At 62.2% G+C, this 23,398-nt stretch carries 23 protein-coding genes; 6 read left to right on the top strand and 17 right to left on the bottom strand.

The features are described from left to right. Window position 1: 1 nt before the first annotated feature. Window positions 2–1,132 carry an efflux RND transporter periplasmic adaptor subunit gene (locus RX328_RS24540; RefSeq protein ID WP_213250179.1) on the bottom strand — a complete coding sequence of 377 codons (1,131 nt, stop codon included), beginning with the start codon at window positions 1,130–1,132 and terminating at the stop codon, window positions 2–4. A gap of 157 nt (window positions 1,133–1,289) precedes the next feature. Between RX328_RS24540 and xth the strand changes: the two genes are divergently transcribed. Both xth and RX328_RS24530 read left to right on the top strand, forming a co-directional pair. After that, window positions 1,290–2,075, top strand: a complete 786-nt coding sequence (gene xth, locus RX328_RS24535; protein ID WP_213250181.1) for an exodeoxyribonuclease III — start codon at window positions 1,290–1,292, stop codon at window positions 2,073–2,075. Window positions 2,076–2,195: 120 nt separating this feature from the next. Next, window positions 2,196–2,561, top strand: a complete 366-nt coding sequence (locus RX328_RS24530) for a GNAT family N-acetyltransferase (RefSeq protein WP_312017983.1) — start codon at window positions 2,196–2,198, stop codon at window positions 2,559–2,561. Between the two features lie 132 nt (window positions 2,562–2,693). On the opposite strand, the gene RX328_RS24525 is transcribed toward RX328_RS24530, so the two are convergent. From RX328_RS24525 to RX328_RS24515, 3 genes are all read right to left on the bottom strand, one after another. Then, window positions 2,694–3,539 carry a tetratricopeptide repeat protein gene (locus RX328_RS24525; protein ID WP_213250183.1) on the bottom strand — a complete coding sequence of 282 codons (846 nt, stop codon included), beginning with the start codon at window positions 3,537–3,539 and terminating at the stop codon, window positions 2,694–2,696. Continuing rightward, window positions 3,526–5,250 carry a dihydroxy-acid dehydratase gene (gene ilvD / locus RX328_RS24520; RefSeq protein ID WP_213250185.1) on the bottom strand — a complete coding sequence of 575 codons (1,725 nt, stop codon included), beginning with the start codon at window positions 5,248–5,250 and terminating at the stop codon, window positions 3,526–3,528. Before ilvD ends, RX328_RS24525 begins: the two co-directional genes overlap by 14 nt. Window positions 5,251–5,470: 220 nt before the next feature. Next, window positions 5,471–5,707, bottom strand: a complete 237-nt coding sequence (locus tag RX328_RS24515) for a hypothetical protein (protein ID WP_213250187.1) — start codon at window positions 5,705–5,707, stop codon at window positions 5,471–5,473. A 407-nt stretch (window positions 5,708–6,114) separates the two neighbouring features. Between RX328_RS24515 and RX328_RS24510 the strand changes: the two genes are divergently transcribed. Both RX328_RS24510 and RX328_RS24505 read left to right on the top strand, forming a co-directional pair. Next, window positions 6,115–7,071 carry a calcium-binding protein gene (locus RX328_RS24510; protein WP_213250189.1) on the top strand — a complete coding sequence of 319 codons (957 nt, stop codon included), beginning with the start codon at window positions 6,115–6,117 and terminating at the stop codon, window positions 7,069–7,071. A gap of 354 nt (window positions 7,072–7,425) precedes the next feature. Next, complete coding sequence (locus RX328_RS24505; RefSeq protein ID WP_213250191.1) at window positions 7,426–7,668, top strand: hypothetical protein; 243 nt, start codon at window positions 7,426–7,428, stop codon at window positions 7,666–7,668. 122 nt (window positions 7,669–7,790) lie between these two features. Here RX328_RS24505 and RX328_RS24500 read toward each other — a convergent pair whose 3' ends face one another. From RX328_RS24500 to eno, 13 genes are all read right to left on the bottom strand, one after another. Next, window positions 7,791–9,113 carry a hemolysin family protein gene (locus RX328_RS24500; RefSeq protein ID WP_213250530.1) on the bottom strand — a complete coding sequence of 441 codons (1,323 nt, stop codon included), beginning with the start codon at window positions 9,111–9,113 and terminating at the stop codon, window positions 7,791–7,793. 353 nt (window positions 9,114–9,466) lie between these two features. Continuing rightward, a complete protein-coding gene (locus RX328_RS24495) occupies window positions 9,467–9,631 on the bottom strand; it encodes a hypothetical protein (RefSeq protein WP_213250193.1) in 165 nt (54 codons plus the stop codon). 98 nt (window positions 9,632–9,729) lie between these two features. Further along, entirely contained in the window at window positions 9,730–10,698 is a 969-nt protein-coding gene (locus RX328_RS24490) for a tripartite tricarboxylate transporter substrate binding protein BugD (RefSeq protein WP_213250195.1), read from the bottom strand. Window positions 10,699–10,812: 114 nt separating this feature from the next. After that, window positions 10,813–12,054 carry a threonine synthase gene (locus RX328_RS24485; protein ID WP_213250197.1) on the bottom strand — a complete coding sequence of 414 codons (1,242 nt, stop codon included), beginning with the start codon at window positions 12,052–12,054 and terminating at the stop codon, window positions 10,813–10,815. Between the two features lie 188 nt (window positions 12,055–12,242). Continuing rightward, window positions 12,243–13,661, bottom strand: a complete 1,419-nt coding sequence (lpdA, locus tag RX328_RS24480) for a dihydrolipoyl dehydrogenase (protein WP_213250199.1) — start codon at window positions 13,659–13,661, stop codon at window positions 12,243–12,245. Window positions 13,662–13,798: 137 nt separating this feature from the next. Beyond that, on the bottom strand, window positions 13,799–15,145 hold the full coding sequence (locus RX328_RS24475; RefSeq protein ID WP_213250201.1) for a pyruvate dehydrogenase complex dihydrolipoamide acetyltransferase: 1,347 nt from the start codon (window positions 15,143–15,145) through the stop codon (window positions 13,799–13,801). 2 nt (window positions 15,146–15,147) lie between these two features. Beyond that, window positions 15,148–15,453: a DUF5076 domain-containing protein gene (locus RX328_RS24470; RefSeq protein ID WP_213250202.1), complete on the bottom strand. Its 306-nt coding sequence runs from the start codon at window positions 15,451–15,453 to the stop codon at window positions 15,148–15,150. 6 nt (window positions 15,454–15,459) lie between these two features. Next, window positions 15,460–16,860, bottom strand: a complete 1,401-nt coding sequence (locus RX328_RS24465; protein ID WP_213250204.1) for a pyruvate dehydrogenase complex E1 component subunit beta — start codon at window positions 16,858–16,860, stop codon at window positions 15,460–15,462. 103 nt (window positions 16,861–16,963) lie between these two features. Further along, window positions 16,964–17,986: a pyruvate dehydrogenase (acetyl-transferring) E1 component subunit alpha gene (gene pdhA, locus RX328_RS24460; RefSeq protein ID WP_213250206.1), complete on the bottom strand. Its 1,023-nt coding sequence runs from the start codon at window positions 17,984–17,986 to the stop codon at window positions 16,964–16,966. Window positions 17,987–18,188: 202 nt separating this feature from the next. Continuing rightward, window positions 18,189–18,506 (bottom strand): FtsB family cell division protein, encoded by a 318-nt coding sequence (locus RX328_RS24455; protein WP_057843085.1) that lies wholly within the window; start codon window positions 18,504–18,506, stop codon window positions 18,189–18,191. A gap of 160 nt (window positions 18,507–18,666) precedes the next feature. Further along, window positions 18,667–19,221 carry an NADPH-dependent FMN reductase gene (locus RX328_RS24450; RefSeq protein WP_213250208.1) on the bottom strand — a complete coding sequence of 185 codons (555 nt, stop codon included), beginning with the start codon at window positions 19,219–19,221 and terminating at the stop codon, window positions 18,667–18,669. Between the two features lie 150 nt (window positions 19,222–19,371). After that, window positions 19,372–20,508 (bottom strand): zinc-binding dehydrogenase, encoded by a 1,137-nt coding sequence (locus tag RX328_RS24445; protein WP_213250210.1) that lies wholly within the window; start codon window positions 20,506–20,508, stop codon window positions 19,372–19,374. Between the two features lie 46 nt (window positions 20,509–20,554). Next, entirely contained in the window at window positions 20,555–21,838 is a 1,284-nt protein-coding gene (gene eno, locus RX328_RS24440; RefSeq protein ID WP_213250212.1) for a phosphopyruvate hydratase, read from the bottom strand. A gap of 178 nt (window positions 21,839–22,016) precedes the next feature. On the opposite strand from eno, the gene RX328_RS24435 reads away from it, so the two are divergent. Continuing rightward, a complete protein-coding gene (locus RX328_RS24435) occupies window positions 22,017–23,003 on the top strand; it encodes a lyase (protein ID WP_213250214.1) in 987 nt (328 codons plus the stop codon). Beyond that, the gene (locus tag RX328_RS24430) at window positions 23,000–23,374 is read left to right on the top strand and encodes a c-type cytochrome (protein WP_213250216.1); all 375 of its coding nucleotides are present in this window, start codon (window positions 23,000–23,002) and stop codon (window positions 23,372–23,374) included. The genes RX328_RS24435 and RX328_RS24430 overlap by 4 nt, the downstream gene beginning before the upstream one ends. The last annotated feature ends 24 nt before the right edge of the window (window positions 23,375–23,398 follow it).

The following is a 23,398-nucleotide window of genomic DNA, read 5'->3' as shown; positions in this document are numbered from 1 at the left end:
GCTACGCTCCGGCCTTTTTAGCCCGCGGCTCGACCCGCGTTCCGTCAGACAGCAGCAATTGCCCATCGACCACCACATTCTCGTCGCCGGCGAGCCCCTCCGAAATCACCGACGAGCCCTGCGACGTCCGGTCGACCGTGACCGGTTGGACCTTGGCGACCCCGTCCTTGACCATGAAGACGAAATTGCCGCTCTGGCTGCGCTGCACGGCGACGGTCGGCACCACGATTGCATCTTCGTTGCGGATGACGAGTTTGGTGGCGACTAGCGTGCCCGGCCACAGCGTCTCATTCTCATTAGCCATGATGCCGCGCACGGTGACCATGCCGGTGGTCGCGTCCACGGTGTTCTCGACCATCGCGACCTTGCCGGTCTCTGAACGCTGATGGCCCGGGATCATCGCGGTGACGGTGGGGATCCCTTTCGCCATCGACTCCCGCAAATCGACCAGCACGCGCTGCGGTACCGCGAATGTCACATAGACCGGCGCCATCTGGTTGATGACCGCAAGCGGGGTGGTATCGGCGGGGCGTACGAAATTGCCGGCCTTCACGTTGGCAGCGCTGATCCGGCCCGAGAAAGGCGCGCGGATCATGGTGTAGCTTTTCTGGACCTTCAGGTTTTCCAGCGCAGCCTGATTGGCCTTGATGGTACCGGTCAGGATATCGGACTGTGTCCTGGCGTTGTCGACGTTGACCTGCGTGGTCGCGCCCTTGGCGACCAGATCGTTGAAGCGGCGGAGGTCGCGCTGCGCGCCTTCGAGCTGCGCCTGGTCCCTGGCGAGCACGCCCTCGGCCTGTTCGATCTGGGCGTCGATCTGGCGGCTATCGAGCGTGAACAGCAAATCGCCCTGGTTGACCTTGGCGCCATCCTCGAAATGCACCGCGACGATGGTGGTTTCCACCCGCGATTTCAGCGCCACGCTGGAGATCGGTGTCACCGTCCCATTGGCGTCGACGTCGACCGGGACGGACTTGCGCTCCGCCTTCGCCAGTTCGACGGAAACCGTCCGCGGCCGCTGCGGGGCTTGAGCGCTGCTGCTGCCGCCCATCCATGAGGAGCGCGTAATGAAGCCGGCCGCCGTAGCAATGGCGATGGCGCCGGCAACAAGTATCAAGGTACGCTTTTTCATAATTTTCACGCTCGCCGGTCCTACGACGGACGGGACGGTTTACTCCTGCCCCTTGACGGCGATGTTTGCGCCTTATTCTTAAACGGTTATCACAGCCCGGCTGCACATGGTATGCCACTGCAGCAGAAAATGTGTAGTTAAGATCCGGACAGAATTCATGCGTGTTGCAACCTGGAACGTCAATTCGATCCGGCAGCGGCTCGAGCATCTCTTGACGTGGCTGAAAGACTGCTCGCCGGACGTCGTCTGTCTGCAGGAAACCAAGTGCATTGATGATGCGTTCCCGCGGCTGGAGATCGAGTCGCTTGGCTATAACGTCGTCACCCATGGCCAGAAGACCTTCAACGGTGTCGCACTACTGTCGAAACTGCCGTTCGATGAGACCAAATCGGGCCTGGCCGGCGACGACGAGGACGCCCATGCCAGATTCCTCGAAGGCGTGGTGACGCTGAAGACCGGCGTGATGCGGGTAGCCTGCCTCTATCTGCCCAACGGAAACCCGCCGGATACGGACAAATATCCCTATAAACTCAAATGGATGTCGCGGCTTCTTGAGTACTCGAAGGAACGGCTTAAGGCAGAAGAACCGCTGGTGCTCGCAGGCGACTTTAACGTCATTCCGGCTGCCGCCGACGTCTACAACCCCGCCGCCTGGGGTAACGACGCGCTGTTCCGCCCGCAAACCCGCGAAGCCTTCCAGTCCCTGCTCGGCCTCGGCCTGACCGATGCGCTGCGCGCGGTGACCGACGAACCGGGCCTCTACACCTTCTGGGACTACCAGGCGGGCGCCTGGCAGAAGAACTGGGGCCTTCGGATCGACCATCTCCTGCTGTCGCCGCAGGCCAGCGACCGCCTGACCGATGTCGGCGTCGACAGCTACGTCCGCGCCTGGGAGAAGCCGTCCGACCACGTGCCGGTCTGGGCGGATTTCGATAAGGCTTGAGCGGGACAGACGGCGGAGATTCGGGACGCGGCGCCCGAGGATGCCGCCGCTGCCTGCCATGTTCTCAGGGAATCGATATCCCGTCTGTGCATTGCCGATCACCGAAACGATCCGGTGATCTTGAACGCTTGGCTGGCCAACAAGACGCCGGAAATCGTCGCCGCATGGGCCAGGCAGCAGGGAAATTCGCTCCTGCTCGCGGTTGAGGGCGACGCCGTCCTGGCCGTCGGGTCCGTGACGGACGCCGGCGAGATCACGCTGAACTATGTCGCCCCCGAGGTGAGGTTTCGCGGCGTCAGCCGTGCCTTGCTAAGGGCGCTCGAAGCCAGAGCGGTGGAGCGAGGCAACAGCCGTTGCACCTTGACCAGCACCGAGACGGCGCATCGCTTCTATCGGTCGGCGGGATACGTCGACGAGGGCGCACCGATCAAATTCGGCACGGCTGGCGGCTATCGGATGTCGAAGGAGATTGTCGCAGAATTGTAGGGTGGGCAAAGCCAACGGGTCGCGCGAATGCGCGCCCGATGACAGGCTCCGCGTACCCACCATTGTCATCCACGGTCTCGGAGAGATGGTGGGCACGGCGCAAACGCGCCTTTGCCACCCTACGCAGCGCCGTCAGTCGCGCTTGCCCTGCACCCAGTGCTCGAGCATTTGCAGGGCCATGGCGCGGTCGTCGTCGGAGGCCTTGGCGAACGCGCGGTTGTAGCTTTCGCGGATCCAGGTTTCGTCGGGCGCGGCGTTGTCGCGCGCCAGTGTCAGCCACATCAATCCGCGGGCGGGCTGCCGCGGCAGCCGGTCGCCGTTGAACAGCATCTGGCCGAGCATAGCCTGCGCCTGGTGCTGGCCCTTCTGGGCGGCAAGACCAAGCCAGCGCGCCCCATAGCGGAAATCGTCCCGCGAAGCGTCCGGGGTCTTCAGATAAAGCCGTGCCAGATCGTATTGCGCGTCGGCATTGCCGAAATAGGACGCGGCGTAGGAGAACATCTCCCGGGCACGATCGGTGTCGGGCTTGACCTTGGAATTCGGGATGCCGTTGAGATAGTAGCGGCCCAGTGCCACGAAAGCGTTGGCAACGATCGCGGCCTGCGGCGCCGACGGGCTGTCCTCAGCATGCGCATTGGCGATGCGGCTGAAATATTCGAAGGCGCGCAGGTCGTCCTGCACCACGCCATTGCCGTCGGCATACATCCGGCCGAGCTTCCACTGCGCGACGGGATGGCCACCCTCGGCGGCGTATTGCAGCGAAGTCAGCGAAGGCGCGGCTACCTGCGTTGCCGTCGCGGCCGCAGGCGGGACCTTCTTCAGGGCCTGGGCGGTAACGGCCTGCGCGGCGGCGGGCTGGTTCATCAGGGGCAGCGCGGCATCCGGCTTCACCGGTGCGCCATCAAATGCGAATCCGGGAGCGGCCACCGGCGCGGCCCCCAACATCAACGCAAGAATGATACGCCTAGATGTCCGCATAACACTGTTTCTCGTGCGCACCGCCAGGATGGGTCACAGCCCCGTCCACCGCCGGCCCAACCTGTTGGGCATATTTCCACAGCGCACCCGACGTATGGTTAGTCTGTCGAGGTGCCCATTTGGTTTTACGTTCGGCGAGTTCGGCGTCGGTCAATTTTACGTTAAGAGTGCCGGCCTCGGCGTCGATCTCGATAATGTCACCATTTTGCAACAGGGCGATCGGACCGCCCACGGCCGCCTCCGGCCCAACATGGCCGATGCAGAACCCGCGGGTGGCGCCCGAGAACCGGCCGTCGGTGATCAGGGCGACCTTGCCGCCCATCCCCTGCCCGGTCAGCGCCGCCGTGGTCGAGAGCATCTCCCGCATGCCGGGGCCGCCGCGCGGACCCTCGTAGCGGATCACGATGACCTCACCTTCCTTGTAGGTTTTCTTCTGGACCGACTCGAAGGCGTCTTCCTCGCGATCGAAGCAACGGGCAGGACCAGCAAATTTCAACTTCGACATGCCCGCGACCTTCACGATCGCACCCTCCGGCGCGAGATTACCCTTCAACCCGACAACGCCTCCCGTGACGGTGATCGGGTTGTCGGCGGACCGCACCACATCCTGGTGCGGATTCCATTTCACGCTCTTGAGGTTTTCGGCGATCGTACGGCCCGTGACGGTAATGCAATCTCCGTGCAGATGGCCATTGTCGAGCAGCGTCTTCATCAGAAGCGGAATGCCGCCAACCTCGAACATGTCTTTGGCAACATAACGGCCCCCTGGCTTCAAATCCGCGACATAAGGAGTCTTTTTGAAGATTTCGGCGACGTCGAATAAGTCAAATTTTATCCCACACTCATGCGCGATCGCTGGCAGGTGCAGCGCAGCATTGGTCGACCCGCCGGAGGCGGCAACCACGGCGGCGGCGTTTTCCAGCGAGCGGCGGGTGACGATGTCGCGCGGGCGGATGTTGGCTGCGATAAGCTCCAGAATCTTCTCGCCGGCGGCGGCGCAAAACGCGTCGCGAATCTCGTAAGGTGCCGGTGCGCCGGCCGAATAGGGCAAAGCCAGGCCAATCGCCTCTGACACGGTCGCCATGGTGTTGGCGGTGAATTGTGCGCCGCATGCCCCGGCCGAGGGGCAAGCCACCCGCTCGATTTCGTCGAGATCGGCATCCGACATTTCACCGACCGAATGCTTGCCGACGGCCTCGAACATGTCCTGCACCGTGACCTGCTGGCCGCGGAAATTGCCCGGCAGAATCGAGCCGCCATAGATGAAGATCGAGGGCACGTTGAGCCGGACCATCGCCATCATCATGCCCGGCAGCGACTTGTCGCAGCCGGCGAGCCCGACCAACGCGTCATAGGCATGGCCGCGGACGGTCAGTTCGACCGAGTCGGCGATGCACTCCCTGGATGGCAGGGACGAGCGCATGCCGTCATGGCCCATGGCGATGCCATCGGTCACGGTGATGGTGCAGAATTCGCGCGGGGTGCCGCCGGCAGCCACGACGCCCTTCTTGACCGCCTGCGCCTGGCGCATCAGCGAGATATTGCAGGGCGCGGCTTCATTCCAGCAGGACGCGACGCCGACGAAAGGCTGGTGGATCTGCTGGGTGGTCAGCCCCATCGCGTAGAGATAGGACCGATGAGGGGCACGCTCCGGCCCCTCCGTCACGTGACGGCTCGGCAACCTCTTCTTGATGTCAGTCTTGGCGTCCATCCGCGGAACCTGTTCTCCCAGCCATCTCCCTGTCGGTCTCGGGAGCAATTTCCCGTCGCCTTCACCGGCACAGTGGCCAATCAGCAATGAAAGAAATGGTTTCATGGAGGGGTGTGGCCAAAAAGCGGCGCAAGCAAGAGGCAGGCGCGGCGGTTATCCAAATGTTCCCTTGCTGTTGCAGCCACGCAACAATCGTGGCCCGGCGGCAACCATTATCGGCTCATAAATCGGCGGTCCCCTCGAAGAACTTCGTTCCGGGAGACCAGACTCTCAATCGATCACAACCTGAGGGCGACCACTGGAGGTCCAGCGCGAGAATCGCCCCCCACGCATCCAGATCGACCCTTCCGAGCGAGACAGCCTTGCCGCGAATAGGACAGCGCAACTCGAACGACATCAACAGCGCCTGTCTTTCGATTCCGCCATTACGCACACCGAAAATTACATCCCATGCCATGCATGGCGTTCGAAAGGGATCGCGTCATTTTTGTGCGGCCGGCACTTTTTGCGCCAGTTTTCGTCACGCAATGATGCGACTCGCGACATGCGCACCGTCGGCGCTTGTCATTCATATGCGAGAGAGAACAACGCGGTACGCAATCTGTCGCAGATGTTTAGATCACCCGCTGGAATTGAGGCGCATGCCAAAGGATCGGCGCAAGAACGCCTTTCGCGTCACCATATTGCCCCTGCGCAGCGCAAATCCGCCGCGCACACGTCCAGCCACGGGCCCGTTTTGCTGTTTCTTCTTCGATGCGGGTGAGGGATCCTGCCTCACGTCCTTCCCGCGCGCATCACGCGAGGCTTTCCCAAAGTCCGTGGTCGTTTCTAGTCCGTGAGGCCTCTGAGTAAGAGGTTCGACTAATGGCACGCTTCAATCTCAACAGGTTCTTCGACGACGGCCGGCTCGATGATTTTTTAGCTAGGTTTACGGGTGGCACCGCCGACCACGATCATCTGAACGGCACGACGGGCAACAACGTCTTGTACTCCGGTGCCAAGGCGGATTCGGTCGCCGGCATGGCCGGTAACGATACGCTCAACGCCGGCTCCGGCGACGACAAGGTGTGGGGTGGCTCGGGCAACGACAAGCTTTCAGGCGGCTCCGGTGCTGACCTTCTGGTCGGCGGCTTCGGCGCTGACAGGATGGATGGCGGCTCGGGCAACGACACGTTACTCAGCCGGTCGGACGCCGGCGAGATGGTCGCAGCCCAGGACGGCACGACCCAGATCTTCGCGGAAGAAACCGCGGCATTCAAGGCGGTCAATGACACCCTCACCGGCGGCGCCGGCGGCGACACCTTCCGCTTCGAAGGCATGGTGAACGCCAAGGACGAGATTGTCGCCAAGCACGTCAATGCCGATGGCACCATCGACTGGGTTGGCGTTACCGGCGAGAACGGCGCCACGCATGATCACTGGGTCGACGGCTTCGGCAACGACGTGATCCGCGACTTCAACCGCGCCCAAGGCGACAAGATCGAAATCTCGGCGCATACCGCCGAGGTCAAGTCGATCGAGCACAAGGACAGCAACGGCGACGGCAGGAACGACTACAGCGTGATCACCGTCATCAGCCAGCAAGGCAATGCCGGTGCGCACGACGAAGATCTGCTCGGCACCATCACCGTCTACGGCAACCTGGTGAAGCAAAGCGATATCGCCGTTACCCAAACCGTGTATGGCGCCTACGAGAAGGTCGGCGAACTCGGCGGCGCGCACTTCGATCTGGAAGACGATGGCGTGCTGGCCGGGGGCGGCACCGACGGCGGCCACCACAACGAAATGACGGCGGCTGCCAACATGGCCACCTACGCGTAAGCAGCGATCCAGAAACAAGGGCCACCTCCCGGCCCTTGTTCTCCAGCGTCCGGTGTCGATTGAACAGTCACCGGCCGCTGGACTGCGTCCGCGTCACAGCAAGCCCGCATGAGCAAGCGCTATGCCGGAAGTTTTGATCCCCTGATATCGCTTCCTCTCTGGGCTACCCTTGCTGCACTACGGGCCGCTGGCGCCGTGGGTATCCGATTTGGTGCAGGTGATGGGCTTGGGAAACCGTGCGCGAAGCAAAACGGGAAAAAGTGGAACTTTCATTAGCTGGAGGCGTTGGCGGTGCCGGGGCATCGAACTGCGGGGCTGCTGCGCTGTTGTTCCTTATTCCGCAGGAGGCGAACAATGAAACACGCCCTTTTAGCCGCTTGCGTAACGCTGATGGCCGGACCAGCGCTTGCCGATCCGTGGAAGGACGAAAGCGGTAAGGGCCGGTGGGGAGCTGATCGCGATCGTGGCTACTATCGCAGCTACAATTATGAGAGGGACTACAAGCAGGAGTTCTATCGCGGACCTTGCAAGATCGAACGCAAATGGGAGCGCAACGGCGAATACAAAGAGGAAACGAAGTGCAAGGGCTACCGCTAGCAGGTAGCTAAGAATTGTCCCGTTGATGGCACCTGCTCGTAAAATTGCGGCAGGCTTTTGTGTTGTCGAGAAGTCTGTAAGCTCATGCGTGATGGCGTAGGCGCGGCTACGTGTGGCCTAGTCTAGGGTGGATCAGAATCTCTTGATGCAAGAACCTTGCTAATCCGCGGACCGTCCAACTCAACGATCCGGAATCGCCATCCCTCCCAAGCGAACTGGTCGCCAACGGCGGGTATTCTGCCGAGTAGAGCAATCGCAAATCCTGCAAGCGTGTGAAAGTCGCCTTCCGGCCTGCGACCGATCTTGAGGCGAATCAGAACTTCGTCCGCTGCCACTTTGCCATCTAAGAGGAACGTGCCGTCCTGTTGCTCAACCACCGCAGGGTCCTCACCGACATCGGGCAGATCGCCCGCAATTGCCTCAAGGAGGTCGGTCCGCGTCACGATGCCCTGAAGCGTTCCATATTCATCGACGATCACGCCGACGCGAGCAGGCTGCGCCTTGAACCTCTCGATAGCGTGAAGCACGGGAATCGATTCGGGGAGAACCAAAAGCTGCTGAACTGCAGCGAGGGGCTCGAGTGGTTCGCCATCGAGAGCCTGATCAAGCAGATCTTGCTTGCGTATGACGCCGACGATCTCATCAAGGCTACCACGGCTCACGATGACGTGCTCGTGGCGGCACTCTCGTACGGCGCGCAGGACTTCCTCCCGGCTGTCGTTAGCATCAGTCCAGTCGATATCCGTCCGCGGGGTCATGATGTCGCTCACCTCGCGACTGGTGATGTTGATGATCCGCTCGACGACATTGCGCTGCGCGCGCGCGAGCAAGCCTGCTTCCTCGGTTTCGGCTACCAGGAGCTTTATTTCCTCTGGGGAGTGGATCGTTTCCTGTTCGCTCGCCGGCCTCAACCCGGCCAAGCGGAGAACGCCGTTGCCCAGCCCGTTCAAGCACACGATGGCTGGCTTGAACAGGAATCCGAACAGCACGAGCGGTCGCACGATCAGCAGCGCAGTTATCTCTGTTCGCTGCAGCGCGAGGCTCTTGGGTGCAAGTTCGCCAAGCACGATGTGAAGCATCGTAAGGATGACGAATGCAATCGCGATGGCAATCGCGTGAGCGCCGAACGTCGAGCCGGATCCAAGAGGCCCAACCAATAGTGGCTCGATCAGGTGGGCCAGGGCCGGCTCGCCGATCCAGCCCAGCGCCAGCGAGGAAATCGTGATGCCAAGCTGGCACGCCGCAAGATTGTAGTCGAGCCGAGTAATGGCCCGTTGCAGCGCCCGAGCATTCATGCGGCCGCCGGCGACTAACTGGCCTACCCGGCTTCGGCGTATCGCAACGAGGGAAAATTCGGACGCGACGAAGAAACCATTTGCACCGACGAGTACGATAATCGCGATGATTCCAAGTATGTTGATCAAACTATCATCGCTCGTGGACATAATCTTCTCCCGTGGGCATTGACGGTTCCATTCCGTTCGACGCTGATCCATTCGGTGTGATGTGCCGCCCCCCGCAAGACTCGTGCATGCATTGATGCAACGAGGCACGTTTCGCTGCTCGTCGGTCTCAGGAGATGTGTACTTGGAGGTTTGTCGCTCATGACCGACACCGACTAAATGGCGCGCGACCACGACTAATGATGCGGCATTTGGTCAGCCGCGACGAAGGGAACAACAGGTCGTAGTCCCAGCCCGTAGCCAGTTCGAAATAGAGCATCCGATCAATGGACGGCCTAGCCGCTGCAGTCCGAAGAGATCGGACAAATCAGCACATTTACCAACCCATCTTCACGCTACTTCTTTCCGGGCGCGACCGGCGCGAGGTCAGAATCGCTGGTCACTTCTTTAACCCCGCCCAATTCCCCGCCGGTTAGAATGAATGCCGCGGCAGCCACTGCGATGATTCCGCCGAGAATGAGTCCGATTGTGCGCTTGGGTCGGTTGTCATTGTCAGCCATTGTGCGCTCCGTATACGTATAAGAATGTTAACGTCCGCGCTACCCGTAGGGTTCCCCGCCCCGTGCTTGAAGATTCGTCCGCGCGCATCCGGAGCTAGCTAATCCACCTTGACGTTGGCAGCCTTGATCATCGGCCACCATTTTTCGATCTCGGCCTTTTGCCAGGCGCCGAGAGCTTCGGGCGTGAGCTTGTCCTTGGGCGGCATTTGCAGGCCGAGGTTTTCAAGCTGCTTGCGCACCGCCGGATCGGTCAACGCCTCCACCGTCGCCGCATTCAGCTTGGCGATAACGTCCTTCGGCGTCCCCTTGGGTACCCAGAGGCCAGACCACAGCGTCATGTGGAATCCGGGCAATCCCGCTTCGTCGACGGTCGGGATGTCAGACGCCGATTCCACGCGCTTGCTATCGGTAATGGCATAGGCGCGGATGTTACCTGCACGCACCTGCCCGATTGAATTGGAGGTCTGGTCGACGATCATGTCGATCTGGCCGGCGACCAGATCGTTCATCGCAGGACCGGTGCCGCGATACGGCACATATTGCAGCTTGATGCCAGTGACATTCTCGAAATAGAGCCCGGCGATATGGCTGCCGGAGCCGGCGCCGGCCGTACCCGCGGTCGCCGGCGTTGGCTGCGCCTTCAGCCACGCCACAAATTCCTTCAGCGAGGTGGCGGGCACCGCCTTCTTGCTGACGATGATCATCGGATTGCTTGGAAGCAGCGCGACCGGTTCGAGGTCAGTGACGAGGTCGTAGCCGAGCTTGTAGATCGCGCCATTGGCGACGTGGGTGCCGAGATGGCCGAAGCTGATCGTGTAACCGTCAGGCGGCGAACGCACCGCGCGGCCGACGCCGACCGAACCGGCCGCTCCCGTCACGTTCTCGACCAGAACCTGCTCGCCGAGCGTAACCTTCATGCGCTCGGCGAGAATCCGCGCCATCGCATCCGACGGACCGCCCGCAGAGAACGGCACGATGATGGTGAGAGGACGCGAGGGAAAGCTTTGCGCAAATGCGGGGCCGGCAAACAGGAGAGCCGCAAGTATGGCCAGAACCATTCTTCGCATTATAACCTCCTCAAGCGCCCACTCCCGTCATTGCGAGAAGCGAAGCGACGAAGCAATCCATACTTCCGTCGGAGCGAGAGATGGATTGCTTCGCTGCGCTCGCAATGACGGCCGCTACAGCTTGGCGTAGTCGATCGGTTGATGGCGATCGAGCGTGCGCGTGACCGGCGGCAGCGGATATTTAAGCCCTGTCGCGCAATTGAACAGCATGACGCGATCGTTCTTCGCCACGCGGCCGTCGGCAAGGCTTTGCTGATAGGCAGCATACGTCGCCGCCCCTTCCGGACACAACAGCAGGCCCTCCTCGCGCGCGACTTCGTTGAGCGCAGCAGAAATCTTCTCGTCCGGGACCGCAATCGCAAAGCCTTTGCTTTCACGGACCGCACGCAGGATCAGAAAATCTCCCACCGCCTGCGGCACACGGATGCCCGAGGCAATGGTATGGGCATCTTCCCAGCGCGGCGCGTGCTCGGTGCCGTTCTCGAAGGCGCGCACCATCGGCGCGCAGCCGGACGCCTGCACCGCCACCATTCGCGGCCGCTTCGCGCCGATGAAGCCGATGGCTTCCAGTTCGGCAAACGCCTTCCACATGCCGATCAGGCCGGTACCGCCGCCGGTCGGATAGAAGATCACGTCAGGCATCTCCCAGCCGAGCTGTTCGGCGAGTTCGAGGCCCATCGTCTTCTTGCCTTCGATCCGGTACGGCTCCTTCAGCGTCGAGGTATCGAACCAGCCGGCTTTTGCCTTGCCCTCACCGACGATCTTGCCGCAATCGTCGATCAGACCGTTGACGCGATAGACGGTGGCGCCCTGCAGCTCGATCTCGCTGACGTTCACCTCCGGCGTGTCGGCGGGGCAGAAGATCGTCGTCTTGATGCCGCAGGAAGTGGCGTATGCCGCAAGCGCGGCGCCCGCATTGCCGTTGGTCGGCATCGCCATGTGCTTGATGCCGAGCGCCTTGCCCATCGACACGGCCATCACAAGGCCGCGGGCCTTGAACGAGCCGGTCGGCAACCGTCCTTCGTCTTTCACAATAATCTCGCCCCCGCCGAGTTTTTTCGCAAGCTTCGGAAGTCGGATCAGTGGCGTCGTCACTTCGCCGAGACTGACGATGTCGGTGACCTTCCGCACCGGCAGCAGTTCGCGGTAGCGCCACATGTCAGCGGGACGCTCCTTAAGCGCGTCCTTGGTCAGTGCCCTCTTCACGCCGGCCAGGTCGTACCGCACCAGCAGCGGCTTGCCGGCCTTGGAGAGGTTGTGGATCTGGTCGGCCTCGTACCGATCTCCTTCCATCGCGCATTCGAGGTGGGTGACGAAAGTCGGACGTTCGATGGTCAGATTGTCGTTGTCTTTCACGGGGGATGTTCTTTCTTGTTCTTGTCGCTTCACTATTAGACCCGTCACCCTGAGGAGGCCGCAGAGCGGCCGTCTCGAAGGGCGACAGGCCCCGCTGCTCGATCCGGGCCGTGCATCCTTCGAGGCTCGCTGCGCTCGCAGGATGACGGGACGGCTGCAGTGCTCTACGGCTGCCGCGCTCCCGTCGGTTAAATGTTCAACACCCGCCCGTAAGCATCGAGCACCGCCTCCTTCATCATCTCCGACAGCGTCGGATGCGGGAATACCGTGTGCATCAGTTCTTCTTCCGTGGTCTCCAGATTCATCGCGACTACATAGCCCTGGATCAGCTCGGTCACTTCGGCACCTATCATATGCGCGCCGAGCAATTGTCCCGTCTTCTTGTCGAAGATCACCTTGACCAGGCCCTGGTCCTCGCCGAGCGCGATCGCCTTGCCGTTGCCGACGAAGGGGAAACGGCCGACGCGGATTTCACGGCCGTTTTCTTTCGCCTTCGCCTCGGTCAGCCCCACGGAAGCAATCTGCGGGTGGCAGTAGGTGCAGCCGGGAATGAGGTTCTTGTCCGTGGCGTGCGGGTGCAGGCCCTTGATGGTCTCGATACAGACCACGCCCTCGTGCTCGGCCTTGTGGGCGAGCATCGGCGGGCCGGCGACGTCGCCGATGGCGTAGATGCCGGGGATGTTGGTCTTGCCGTAGCCATCGATCACGACGACGCCGCGATCGGTCTTGACGCCGAGCTTTTCGAGACCGAGCCCCTCGATGTTGCCGACCACGCCGACCGCCGAGATCACCCGCTCGAACTCGACGGTTTGCGGCTTCTTGCCGTCGTCGATGGTGGCGACCACGCTGTCGGCCTTCTTCTCGAGCTTCGTGACCTTGGTGCTTGAGAGAATCTTGATGCCCTGCTTCTCGAACCGCTTGCGCGCCAAACCTGCGATCTCCGCGTCCTCGACGGGGAGGATTTGCGGCAGCACCTCGACCACGGTGACGTCGGCGCCCATGGTGTGGAAGAACGAAGCGAACTCGATGCCGATCGCGCCGGAGCCGACAACCAGCAGCGATTTCGGCATCCGCTCCGGCACCATCGCCTCAAAGTAGGTCCAGACCAGTTTCTTGTCAGGCTCAAGTCCCGGCAGCACGCGCGGCCGGGCGCCGGTGGCGAGAATGATGTGCTTTGCCTGATAGGCGCCCTCACCCAGCGCGCCCTTCGGCGCCTCGACGGCGGACTTCTTTACGGTGACCTTGCCGGGCGCGTCGATCGACGCCTCGCCCCAGATCACCGTGACCTTGTTCTTCTTCATCAGGAAGCCGACGCCGTCATTCAGCCGCTTCGAGACGCCGCGCGAGCGCTGCACCACAGCCTTCGGATCGAACGATATTTTCTCCGCGGAGAGGCCGTACTCCTTGGCGTGCTGCATGTAGTGAAAAATCTCGGCGGAGCGCAGAAGCGCCTTGGTCGGGATGCAGCCCCAGTTCAGGCAGATGCCGCCGAGATAGGACTTTTCGATGATCGCGGTCTTGAAGCCGAGCTGGGCCGAGCGGATTGCGGTGACGTAGCCGCCGGGGCCGGAGCCGATGATGATGACGTCGAAGGAATTGTCGGCCATGGCTATGTGCTCGTTATCGTGCGACCATCAGAGTTCTCCGTCATTGCGAGGAGCCCTTGCAACGAAGCAATCCACCTTGTCGCCGATGAGATGGATTGCTTCGCTGCGCTCGCCATGACGGTGCGGCTACCCTCGCCTCACACCATCATCATCACAGGATTTTCGATCAACTGCTTGAACGCGCCGATCAGCTCGGCGCCGAGCGCGCCGTCGATGGCCCGGTGATCGCAGGAGAGCGTTACGCTCATCATCTGCGCGATCTCGATCTTGCCGGCGCGCACCACAGGACGTTCCTCGCTGGTGCCCACCGCCAGGATCGTCGCATGCGGCGGGTTGATCACGGCGGTGAAGTGATTGATGCCGTACATTCCGAGGTTCGACACCGCCGTGGTGCCGCCCTGGTATTCTTCCGGCTTCAGCTTGCGGGCTCGCGCGCGTGCGGCAAAATCCTTCATCTCGGACGAGATGGTCGAAAGCGTTTTGGTTTCCGCTTTGCGGATGATCGGCGTGATCAGGCCGCCGGGCATCGCCACGGCCACGCCGATGTCGGAATGCTTGTGCTTCAGCATACCGCCTTCAGTCCAGCTCACGTTGCAATTGGGAATCCGCTGCAGCGCGATCGCCATCGCCTTGATGACGAAGTCGTTGACCGAAAGCTTGTAGAGCGGCTTCTTCTCCTTGTCCTTGGGCGCTGCGGCGTTGATCTCCTCGCGCGCCACAAGCAGCTTGCCGATGTCGCAGTCCATGGTCAGATAGAAATGCGGCACGGTCTGCACCGAGGCAGTGAGCCGCTGCGCGATGGTGCGGCGCATGCCATCATGCGGCACGATCTCGTAGGAGCCTTCCTCGAACAGCGCCAGGATCTGCTTGTCGGACATTGACGGCGCGATGCTCGGACCCGCCGCGGGCGCGGCAGCCGGCGCCTTCAGGCCCCTGCCGGATTTCGCGTCCTCAACGTCGCGGGCGACGATACGGCCATGCGGGCCCGAGCCGTTGATGCGGGAAAGATCGATACCGGCATCCTTGGCCAGACGGCGCGCGAGCGGCGACGAGAAGATGCGGGCGTGGCCGTTACCTCTGGCAGGCGCAGCCGCCGCCTGAGGGGCAGGCGCGGGAGCCGCTGCGGGCGCAGGCGTTGGCGCCGGTGCCGTGGCGGCAGGCTTCGGCGCTTCTTTGGCTGCCTCCTTGGGCGCTTCGGCAGCCTTCGGCGCGGGCGCCGCGCCTGCCGCCTTCACGTCCTCGCCGTCGCCGGCCAACACCGCGATCACATCGTTGACGGGGACATCCTGCGTCCCCTCCGGCACCAGGATCTTGGCGATCGTGCCTTCGTCGACCGCCTCGACTTCCATCGTCGCCTTGTCGGTCTCGATCTCCGCGATCACGTCGCCGGACTTGACCTTGTCGCCTTCTTTCTTGAGCCACTTGGCAAGGTTCCCCTTTTCCATCGTGGGCGACAGCGCAGGCATCAAAATGTTGATCGGCATCGTCAGTGACCCTGTTGTGACCGGGGCGTGGTGGAGCCCATGTCGGTCGGCCGGTTAATTTCGGCTTCGAACATCTCGACAATGCGCGCGAGCGCCTCGTCCTCGGTGTAGCCGCTCTCGCGCGCATAGGCGCGGGCGGCGTGGCGGGCGATATCGACCAGCAGCAGACCCCACATGTCAGGCTCCTCGAAGGCGCGCTGAAACGCGATCGAGAGCCCGCCATCGACGACGAAAGCGCGCAGGACTTCGACGGCGTCCTCGCGGCCGATGACGTCGGGCGGCAGCGGTTGTTCGTTGGGACCGGGCATATCGACCTACCGATAGGCAACGGCCTTGGCGGCCTGGACCACCTCGGCAACGGAAGGCAATGCGAGCTTTTCGAGGTTTGCGGCATAAGGCATCGGCACGTCCTTGCCGGATACGCGCGCGACCGGCGCATCGAGATAGTCGAACGCGTGCTCCATGATGCGAGCGGCGATCTCGGCGCCGACGCCGCTTTGCTGCCAGCCCTCCTCCACCGTCACCGCGCGGCCGGTCTTCTTCACGGAGGCAATGATGGTCTCGGTATCCATCGGACGCAGCGTGCGCAGGTCGATCACCTCGGCCTCGATGCCTTCCTTCGCGAGTTCGTCGGCGGCCTTCAGCGCGTAGGTCATGCCATTCGACCACGAGATCAGCGTTACGTCCTTGCCCGAGCGAACGATACGCGCCTTGCCGATCGGGATCACGTAGTCGTCGAGTTTTGGCACTTGGCCGGTGTGGCCGTACAATACTTCGTTTTCGAGGAAGATGACCGGATTGGGATCGCGGATCGCGGCCTTGAGCAGCCCCTTGTAGTCGGCCGCCGAGAACGGCGCGATCACCTTCAGCCCGGGAATTTGCGAGTACCAGGCCGAGTAGTCCTGGCTGTGCTGGGCGGCGACGCGGGCGGCGGCACCGTTCGGGCCGCGGAACACGATCGAGCAGCCCATCTGGCCGCCCGACATGTACAGCGTCTTGGCCGCGGAGTTGATGATCTGGTCGATCGCCTGCATGGCGAAATTGAAGGTCATGAATTCGACGATCGGCTTCAGCCCCGACATCGCCGCGCCGACGCCGACGCCGGTAAAACCATGCTCGGTGATCGGGGTATCGATCACGCGCCGCGCGCCGAATTCCTGCAGCAGGCCCTGGGTCACCTTGTAGGCGCCCTGATATTCCGCGACCTCCTCGCCCATGATGAACACATCTGGGTCGCGCCGCATTTCTTCCGCCATCGCGTCGCGGAGCGCTTCGCGGATGGTTTGAGTGATCATCTCGGTGCCGGCCGGGACTTCCGGATCGGGCTCGGCGACGGCGGCGGGCGGCGCGGCTGGTGCCTTCTCGGCCTTGGGCTGAGGCGCTTCCGCCTTGGCTTCAGCGGGTGGCGCGGATTCCGCGGCCTTCGCCGCTTGCGCCGGCGCGCTGGCCTTGCCGAGATCGGCGGCGCTCTCGCCGTCGGCCAGAATGGTCGCGATCGGCGTGTTGACGGCGACGTCGGCGGTGCCTTCCGGGATCAGTATCTTGCCGAGTGTGCCCTCATCGGTCGCCTCGACTTCCATCGTCGCCTTGTCGGTCTCGATCTCGGCGATGACATCGCCCGACTTGATGGGCTCACCTTCCTTCTTCAGCCACTTCGCAAGATTGCCCTTTTCCATGGTGGGCGACAGCGCAGGCATCAGCACTTGAATGGGCATATCGGCTCCCGAAAATCACTCTTTAGATCGTTTGAGCATGATCGTTTCGGAAAACCGGTTTCCACTTTTCCGGATCATGCTCTAGTTCTGCGCGTGGTTGAATTTAGCGATAGACGTCGGTCCAGAGCTCGGACGGATCGGGCTCGGGATCGCGCTGGGCGAAATCGGCGGATGCGTTGACGATTTCGCGCACCTCGGCATCGATCGCCTTCAGCTCCTGCTCGCTGACCTTGGCGGCCAGCAGGCGATTGCGAACCTGCTCGATCGGATCCTGATCGGTGCGGATCTTTTCGACCTCTTCGCGGGTACGGTATTTGGCCGGGTCCGACATCGAGTGGCCGCGGTAACGGTAGGTCTGCATCTCCAGGATGAACGGCCCCTTGCCGGCGCGGCACCAGGCGACCGCCTCGTCGCCCGCAGCCTTCACGGCGCGCACATCCATGCCGTCGACCTGTTGGCCCGGAATGTTGAAGGAGGCGCCGCGCTTGGAAAAATCGGTCAGGGCGGAGGAGCGCGTCACCGACGTGCCCATGGCGTAGCGGTTGTTCTCGATCACGTAGATCACCGGGAGCTTCCACAGCTCCGCCATGTTAAAGCTCTCGTAGACCTGGCCCTGGTTGGACGCGCCGTCGCCGAAATAGGCGACGCTGACGAAATCATTGCCGCGATAACGATTGGCGAAAGCAAGGCCGGTCCCGAGCGAAACCTGGGCGCCGACGATGCCGTGGCCGCCGAAGAAATTCTTTTCCATGCTGAACATATGCATGGAGCCGCCTTTGCCCTTGGAATAGCCGCCGCGGCGCCCGGTGAGTTCGGCCATCACGCCGTTGGCGGACATCCCGCAGGCCAACATGTGGCCGTGGTCCCGGTATCCGGTTATGACCTGATCGCCCTTTTTCAGGGCCATCTGCATTCCAACCACCACAGCTTCCTGGCCGATATAGAGATGGCAGAAGCCGCCGATCGCACCCATGCCGTAGAGCTGGCCGGCCTTTTCCTCGAAGCGGCGGATCAGGAGCATGTCCCGCAGCGCGGCCAGTTCCTGCGCCTTGGTGAATTCCGGTGGGGACCCGTCTGCCTTCTCCTGCCCTGATTCTTTCGCGACGCTTTTCTTGGGTGCAGCCATGGCAATTCCGGGTGAAAGAGAGACGGATAGCCCTCTCTATCCCAACTCAAACCGCCGTGAAAGGATTGCGTGCGCTGGAGAAAATATTGCTATGCCGCAGTGCAATGTGGGCTGCGACATTTTCGAAATTGATTTCGCGATTTTTTGAAATTTGCGCACGCTGCATAAAAAGCAGCCGCCGGTTGTCGGACTGTCCGTGCGCTTAATTTGGCTTGACGATCCGGATCAGATCGCGCGGATTGGCGTAGTCGAGCTGGAAGCGCGCGCGCTCATCCAGCATGTCTGGGTCGACCCGGTCGGAGCGCAGCAGCGATACCCGCTGCTCGCCCTCTGCCCGCTCCCGCTTCAGCCGCGCCAGTTCCGAAGTCAGGGCAATGATTTCCTGATCAAGCTCCTGGCGCGCGTTCAAGCCGTATTTGCCGGTATAAGCATTGACGCCGAAATAGCCGACCATCATCGCCGCCACCGTATAGAGGGCGAGTCCGGTCAGGATCGATTTCAATCGGGTGCGGGAGACCATGCCGTCAAGATGCGACGGTCCGGTTAATGGAATGCTAAGGCGATGGGCACGAATGTCGCCGCCGTCATTGCGAGGAGCGAAAGCGACGAAGCAATCCAGCCATCCGTTATGCCCGGCTATGGATTGCTTCGCTTCGCTCGCAATGACGGGGAGAGAGCGGTTACCTGTTCTGCCTCTCGATGAAAGCCGCAAACGCGTCGATATATTGCTGCAGCACCTTCTGCACCGCTTCCTTCACGAGCTCGCCCTGCTCGTTAAAGGCGTCACCAACGGCGTTGAGGTAAATTTCGGGCTGTCCGAGGATCGGACCGGAGATACCCGGCAGGATGTTCTGCAAATGCTTGGCTGCGCTGACGCCGCCGAGCGCGCCGGGCGAGTTGCTGACGATGCCGGTCGGTTTGCCAAGGAACGAGCTCTTGCCGTAGGGACGCGAGCCGACGTCGATCGCGTTCTTCAGGACACCGGGAATCGAGCGATTATATTCGGGCGTCACGAACAGCACGCCGTTCGACTTCTGCAGCTTTTCGCGAAACGCCAGCCAGTCAGCCGGCGGTGCTGCTTCCAAATCCTGGTTGAAGAAGGAAATGTCATGCAACGTGGTCACATCGAGCTTGAGCGAAGCCGGCGCCAGCTTGGCGAGCGCATTGGCGACCTTGAGCGAAAAGCTCTCCTTGCGGAGAGAGCCGACGATCGTGACGATGGTATGGGTGGCCATTGGATTCCCTTTTGAAGCAAAAACGCCAGCGCTTCCTTACGCCAGATCAGCAGAAAGATGCAAGTGCATCAACTTATCTTTACAGCTGCCTCGGCATACAAAAACAGGCCGCCTGAAAGGCAGCCTGTTCGCGGCGGTAGAAGCGCGCGCTCATCCCTTGTTCGGATTGATCAGGAATTTCTCGCCGGTTGAGCGCTTGTTGTAGACGGCGATGTTGGAAAGCTGCAGTGCCTCCTGCAGCGATACCACCTGCGTGTAGTGGCTGGCAAAGGTGGTCTTGAGCTCGGAGGCCACGCGCTGGCGTAAGCGGCCGATTTCGGCGGGGCCGATCTTCTGCAGGAACGGCGTCAGGAGCCAGCCGCCAACGCCCCAGGTCAGGCCGAAGGTGCGGCTCAACTCGGTCGGACGGTTATCGAGGCTGCCATAGATATAGACCTGCTTGTACACGTTCGAGCCGTAGCGGCTGTATTCCTTGGCGGTCTTGTTGGCCGCGATTTCCATGCAGGTGAGGATCTGGCTTGCCAGCTTGCCGCCGCCGATGGCGTCGAATGCAATGGTGGCACCGGTTTCCACCAGCGCGTTGGTCAGGTCGTCCATGAATGTGTCTGACGTGGAATCGACGACATATTTGGCGCCGATCTTGTGCAGGATGTCGGCCTGCTCCTTGCTGCGCACGATATTGACGAGGCCGATGCCGTCCTTGATGCAGATCTTGTTGAGCATCTGCCCGAGATTGGAGGCGGCCGCGGTGTGCACCAGCGCCTTGTGGTTCTCGCGCCGCATCGTCTCGGTCATCCCAAGCGCGGTCAAGGGATTGACGAACCATGATGCACCGTCGGCCGGCGTTGTGCCGGGGGGCAGCTCCATGACGTCCCTGACCTTGATGGTGCGATACTGCGTATACATCGCGCCGCCGATCATCGAGACCGCCTTGCCCATCAGCGCTTTCGCGGCGTCCGACGATCCGGTCCCGATCACCACGCCGGCACCTTCATTGCCGACGGGGAGCGACTGGTCGAGCCGCGCCGCCATCATCCGCATCGCGGCTTCCGGCATCTTCGCCGTGACCACGGGCGCTTCCTTGGTGCCGGACTCCTTTGCCGTCGACATGTCGGCGGGACCGATCAGCAGCCCGAGGTCGGACGGATTGATCGGGGTCGCCTCGACACGGACCACGACTTCGTCGTCGGCCGGCTCGGGCGTTGGGACATCGACCAGCGACAGTTCGAGTTCGCCGCTCTTCTTGAGCAGCGAACGCAGTTGAAGCCCGCTCTTGCCGTCACTCATCGCCATCGTCCCCTTGTGTTCCGTTCTATCTGGATGCGCCGATGCCTTAAGCCAAGGCCTTCAGCGCCGATTTGCCGGCATATTTCGCCTGATTGCCGAGTTGCTGCTCGATACGCAGGAGCTGGTTGTACTTGGCGGTGCGGTCGGAGCGCGCCAATGATCCGGTTTTGATCTGGCCGCAATTGGTGGCGACTGCGAGATCGGCGATGGTGGAATCTTCCGTCTCGCCGGAACGGTGCGACATCACGGAAGTGTAACCGTATTTGTGGGCCAGCTCGACGGCGGCGAGGGTCTCCGTCAGCGTGCCGATCTGGTTGACCTTGATCAGGATCGAATTGGCGCGGCCGTTCTTGATGCCGTCGGCAAGACGGGTGACATTGGTGACGAACAGGTCGTCGCCGACGAGCTGGCACTTCTTGCCGATCAGGTCGGTCAATTCCTTCCAGCCGTCCATGTCATCCTCTGACATGCCGTCCTCGATGGTGACGATCGGATAACGCGAGACGAGATCGGCGAGATATTTTGCCTGCTCGGAACGCGAGCGGGTCTTGTTCTCGCCGCTGTAGACGTAATTGCCGTCCTTGAAGAACTCGGTGGCCGCGCAGTCGAGGCCGAGCATCACATCCTCGCCCGCCTTGTAGCCGGCCTTGCCGATCGCGCTCACCACGAACTCGAGCGCTGCATCCGCCGACGGCAGGTTCGGCGCAAAACCGCCCTCGTCGCCGACATTGGTGTTATGGCCGGCCTTCTTCAGTTCGCTGCGCAGCGTGTGGAAGATTTCCGAACCGCAGCGCAGCGCCTCGGCGAAGCTCGCGGCGCCCACGGGAAGGATCATGAACTCCTGAAAGTCGATCGGGTTGTCGGCATGCGCGCCGCCATTGATGATGTTCATCATCGGCACCGGCAGCGTCCGCGCCGAGGTGCCGCCGACGTAACGATAGAGCGGCATGTCGAAGGATTCGGCCGCCGCCTTGGCGCAGGCCAGCGAAACGCCGAGGATGGCGTTGGCACCGAGCCGGCTCTTGTTCGGCGTGCCGTCGAGATCGATCATGATCTGGTCGATGTGGACCTGGTCCTCGACGGCCTGATCGCTCAGTGCCTCGAAGATCTCGCCGTTGACGGCTTCCACCGCCTTCTGCACGCCCTTGCCGAGATAGCGTTGCTTGTCGCCGTCCCGTAGCTCGACCGCCTCATGGGCGCCGGTGGACGCACCGGAGGGAACAGCCGCCCGGCCGATCGAGCCGTCTTCCAGCACCACATCGACTTCAACGGTGGGATTGCCCCGGCTATCGAGAATTTCACGGCCAATGATGTCGACGATGGCGGTCATGTCTTAAACTTTCCTGGGAATGGGTGGTCCGGTTTCGGGGGCGGTCTTACACGGGGAGCAAGCAAATGTGAACGCTTGAGGAATGGCCGTTTCCGGACGGCACCGCCCGGTCAGGGTAAACTGCTCGAGGGTTGTTATCGGCGTCCAAACCTTCACGTTCACAAGCCGAGGTAACGCAATGAATCGCCGCCAGTTTCTTGGAACCGCCGCTGCCGGATTCCTTGCCGCGCCCGCGCTCCTGCGCCATGCGAGCGCCCAGGAAGGTCCGTTCCGCGTCAAATATTATCCGGTCAAGTCAGGCATGGGTTCGCGCGACACGACGCCTGCCCCCGATGGCACGATCTGGTTCTGCGGGCAGCGCAACGGCACGCTCGGGCGTCTCGATCCACGCGACGGCTCCTACAAGCTGGTCGATCTCGGCAAGGGCGCTGCGCCCCATGGCGTTATCATTGGGCCGGACGGCGCGCCATGGATCACCGAGGGCGGACAGAACGCGATCGCGCGCGTCGATCCCGGCGATCACAAGGTGACGCTGTTCCGCCTGCCTGAAAAGGAGGCATACGCCAACCTCAACACCGGCGTTTTCGACAAGAGCGGCATCTATTGGTTCACCGGCCAGTCCGGCATCTACGGCCGGCTCGATCCGAAATCGGGCGATATGACGGTGTTCAAATCGCCGCGCGGCCGCGGCACCTACGGCATGACCGTCACGCCGAAGGGCGACGTCTGGTACGCCTCGCTGGCCGGCAGCCACATCGCCAAGATTGATCCGACCACCGGCAACGCGACTGTGGTCGAGCCGCCGACGCCGAACCAGGGTGCGCGGCGCGTATGGTCGGATTCGAAGGGGCGGATCTGGGTCAGCGAATGGAACAGCGGCCAAGTATCGGTGCACAATCCCGCCGATGGCTCCTGGAAAGCGTGGAAATTGCCGGGCAGCAACCCGCGGGCCTATGCGGTTTATGTCGACGACAAGGACAAGGTCTGGCTCACCGACTTCGGTGCCAACGCGATCGTGCGCTTCGATCCAGTGACGGAGAAATTCAACGCATTCCCCAGCGATAAACCGGGCGCGAATGTGCGCCAGCTCGACGGCCGGCCCGGCGAAACCTGGGGCGGCGAGTCCGGCAATGACCGCCTGGTCGTGATACAGACGGTCGCGTGAAGTTATTCGCCGTCCTGTTGCTGTTGTTGCTTTCCCTGCCCGCTCCCGCCCTTGCGGAAGAAGACGGCGCGCGGGCGTTTGCACCCTGCCGCGCCTGCCACAGCCTCGATCGCGCCGAGCGCAGCCTGCCTGGTCCCAACCTTTCTGGGCTGATCGGCCGCATAGTGGCGGGCGATACCGATTTCGATTACTCGCCGGTGCTGCGCAAGGCCCGCGACGAGGGATTGCGCTGGGACGCAACGCGCCTGGACACCTTCCTCGCCGATCCCGCCGCAATGTTTCCGGGATTATGGATGTCGATGCGCGGGATCGAGGACTCGGCCGAGCGGCAGGCGCTAGTGCGGTTTCTCGAGGACCCCTCCTCGCGCTGAGCCGGTCCCGACGAGATTGAGTCG

It is taken from the genome of Bradyrhizobium sp. sBnM-33 (genome assembly GCF_032917945.1).
Lineage (GTDB): Bacteria > Pseudomonadota > Alphaproteobacteria > Rhizobiales > Xanthobacteraceae > Bradyrhizobium.
This window is presented reverse-complemented; position numbering and strand designations above follow the sequence as displayed.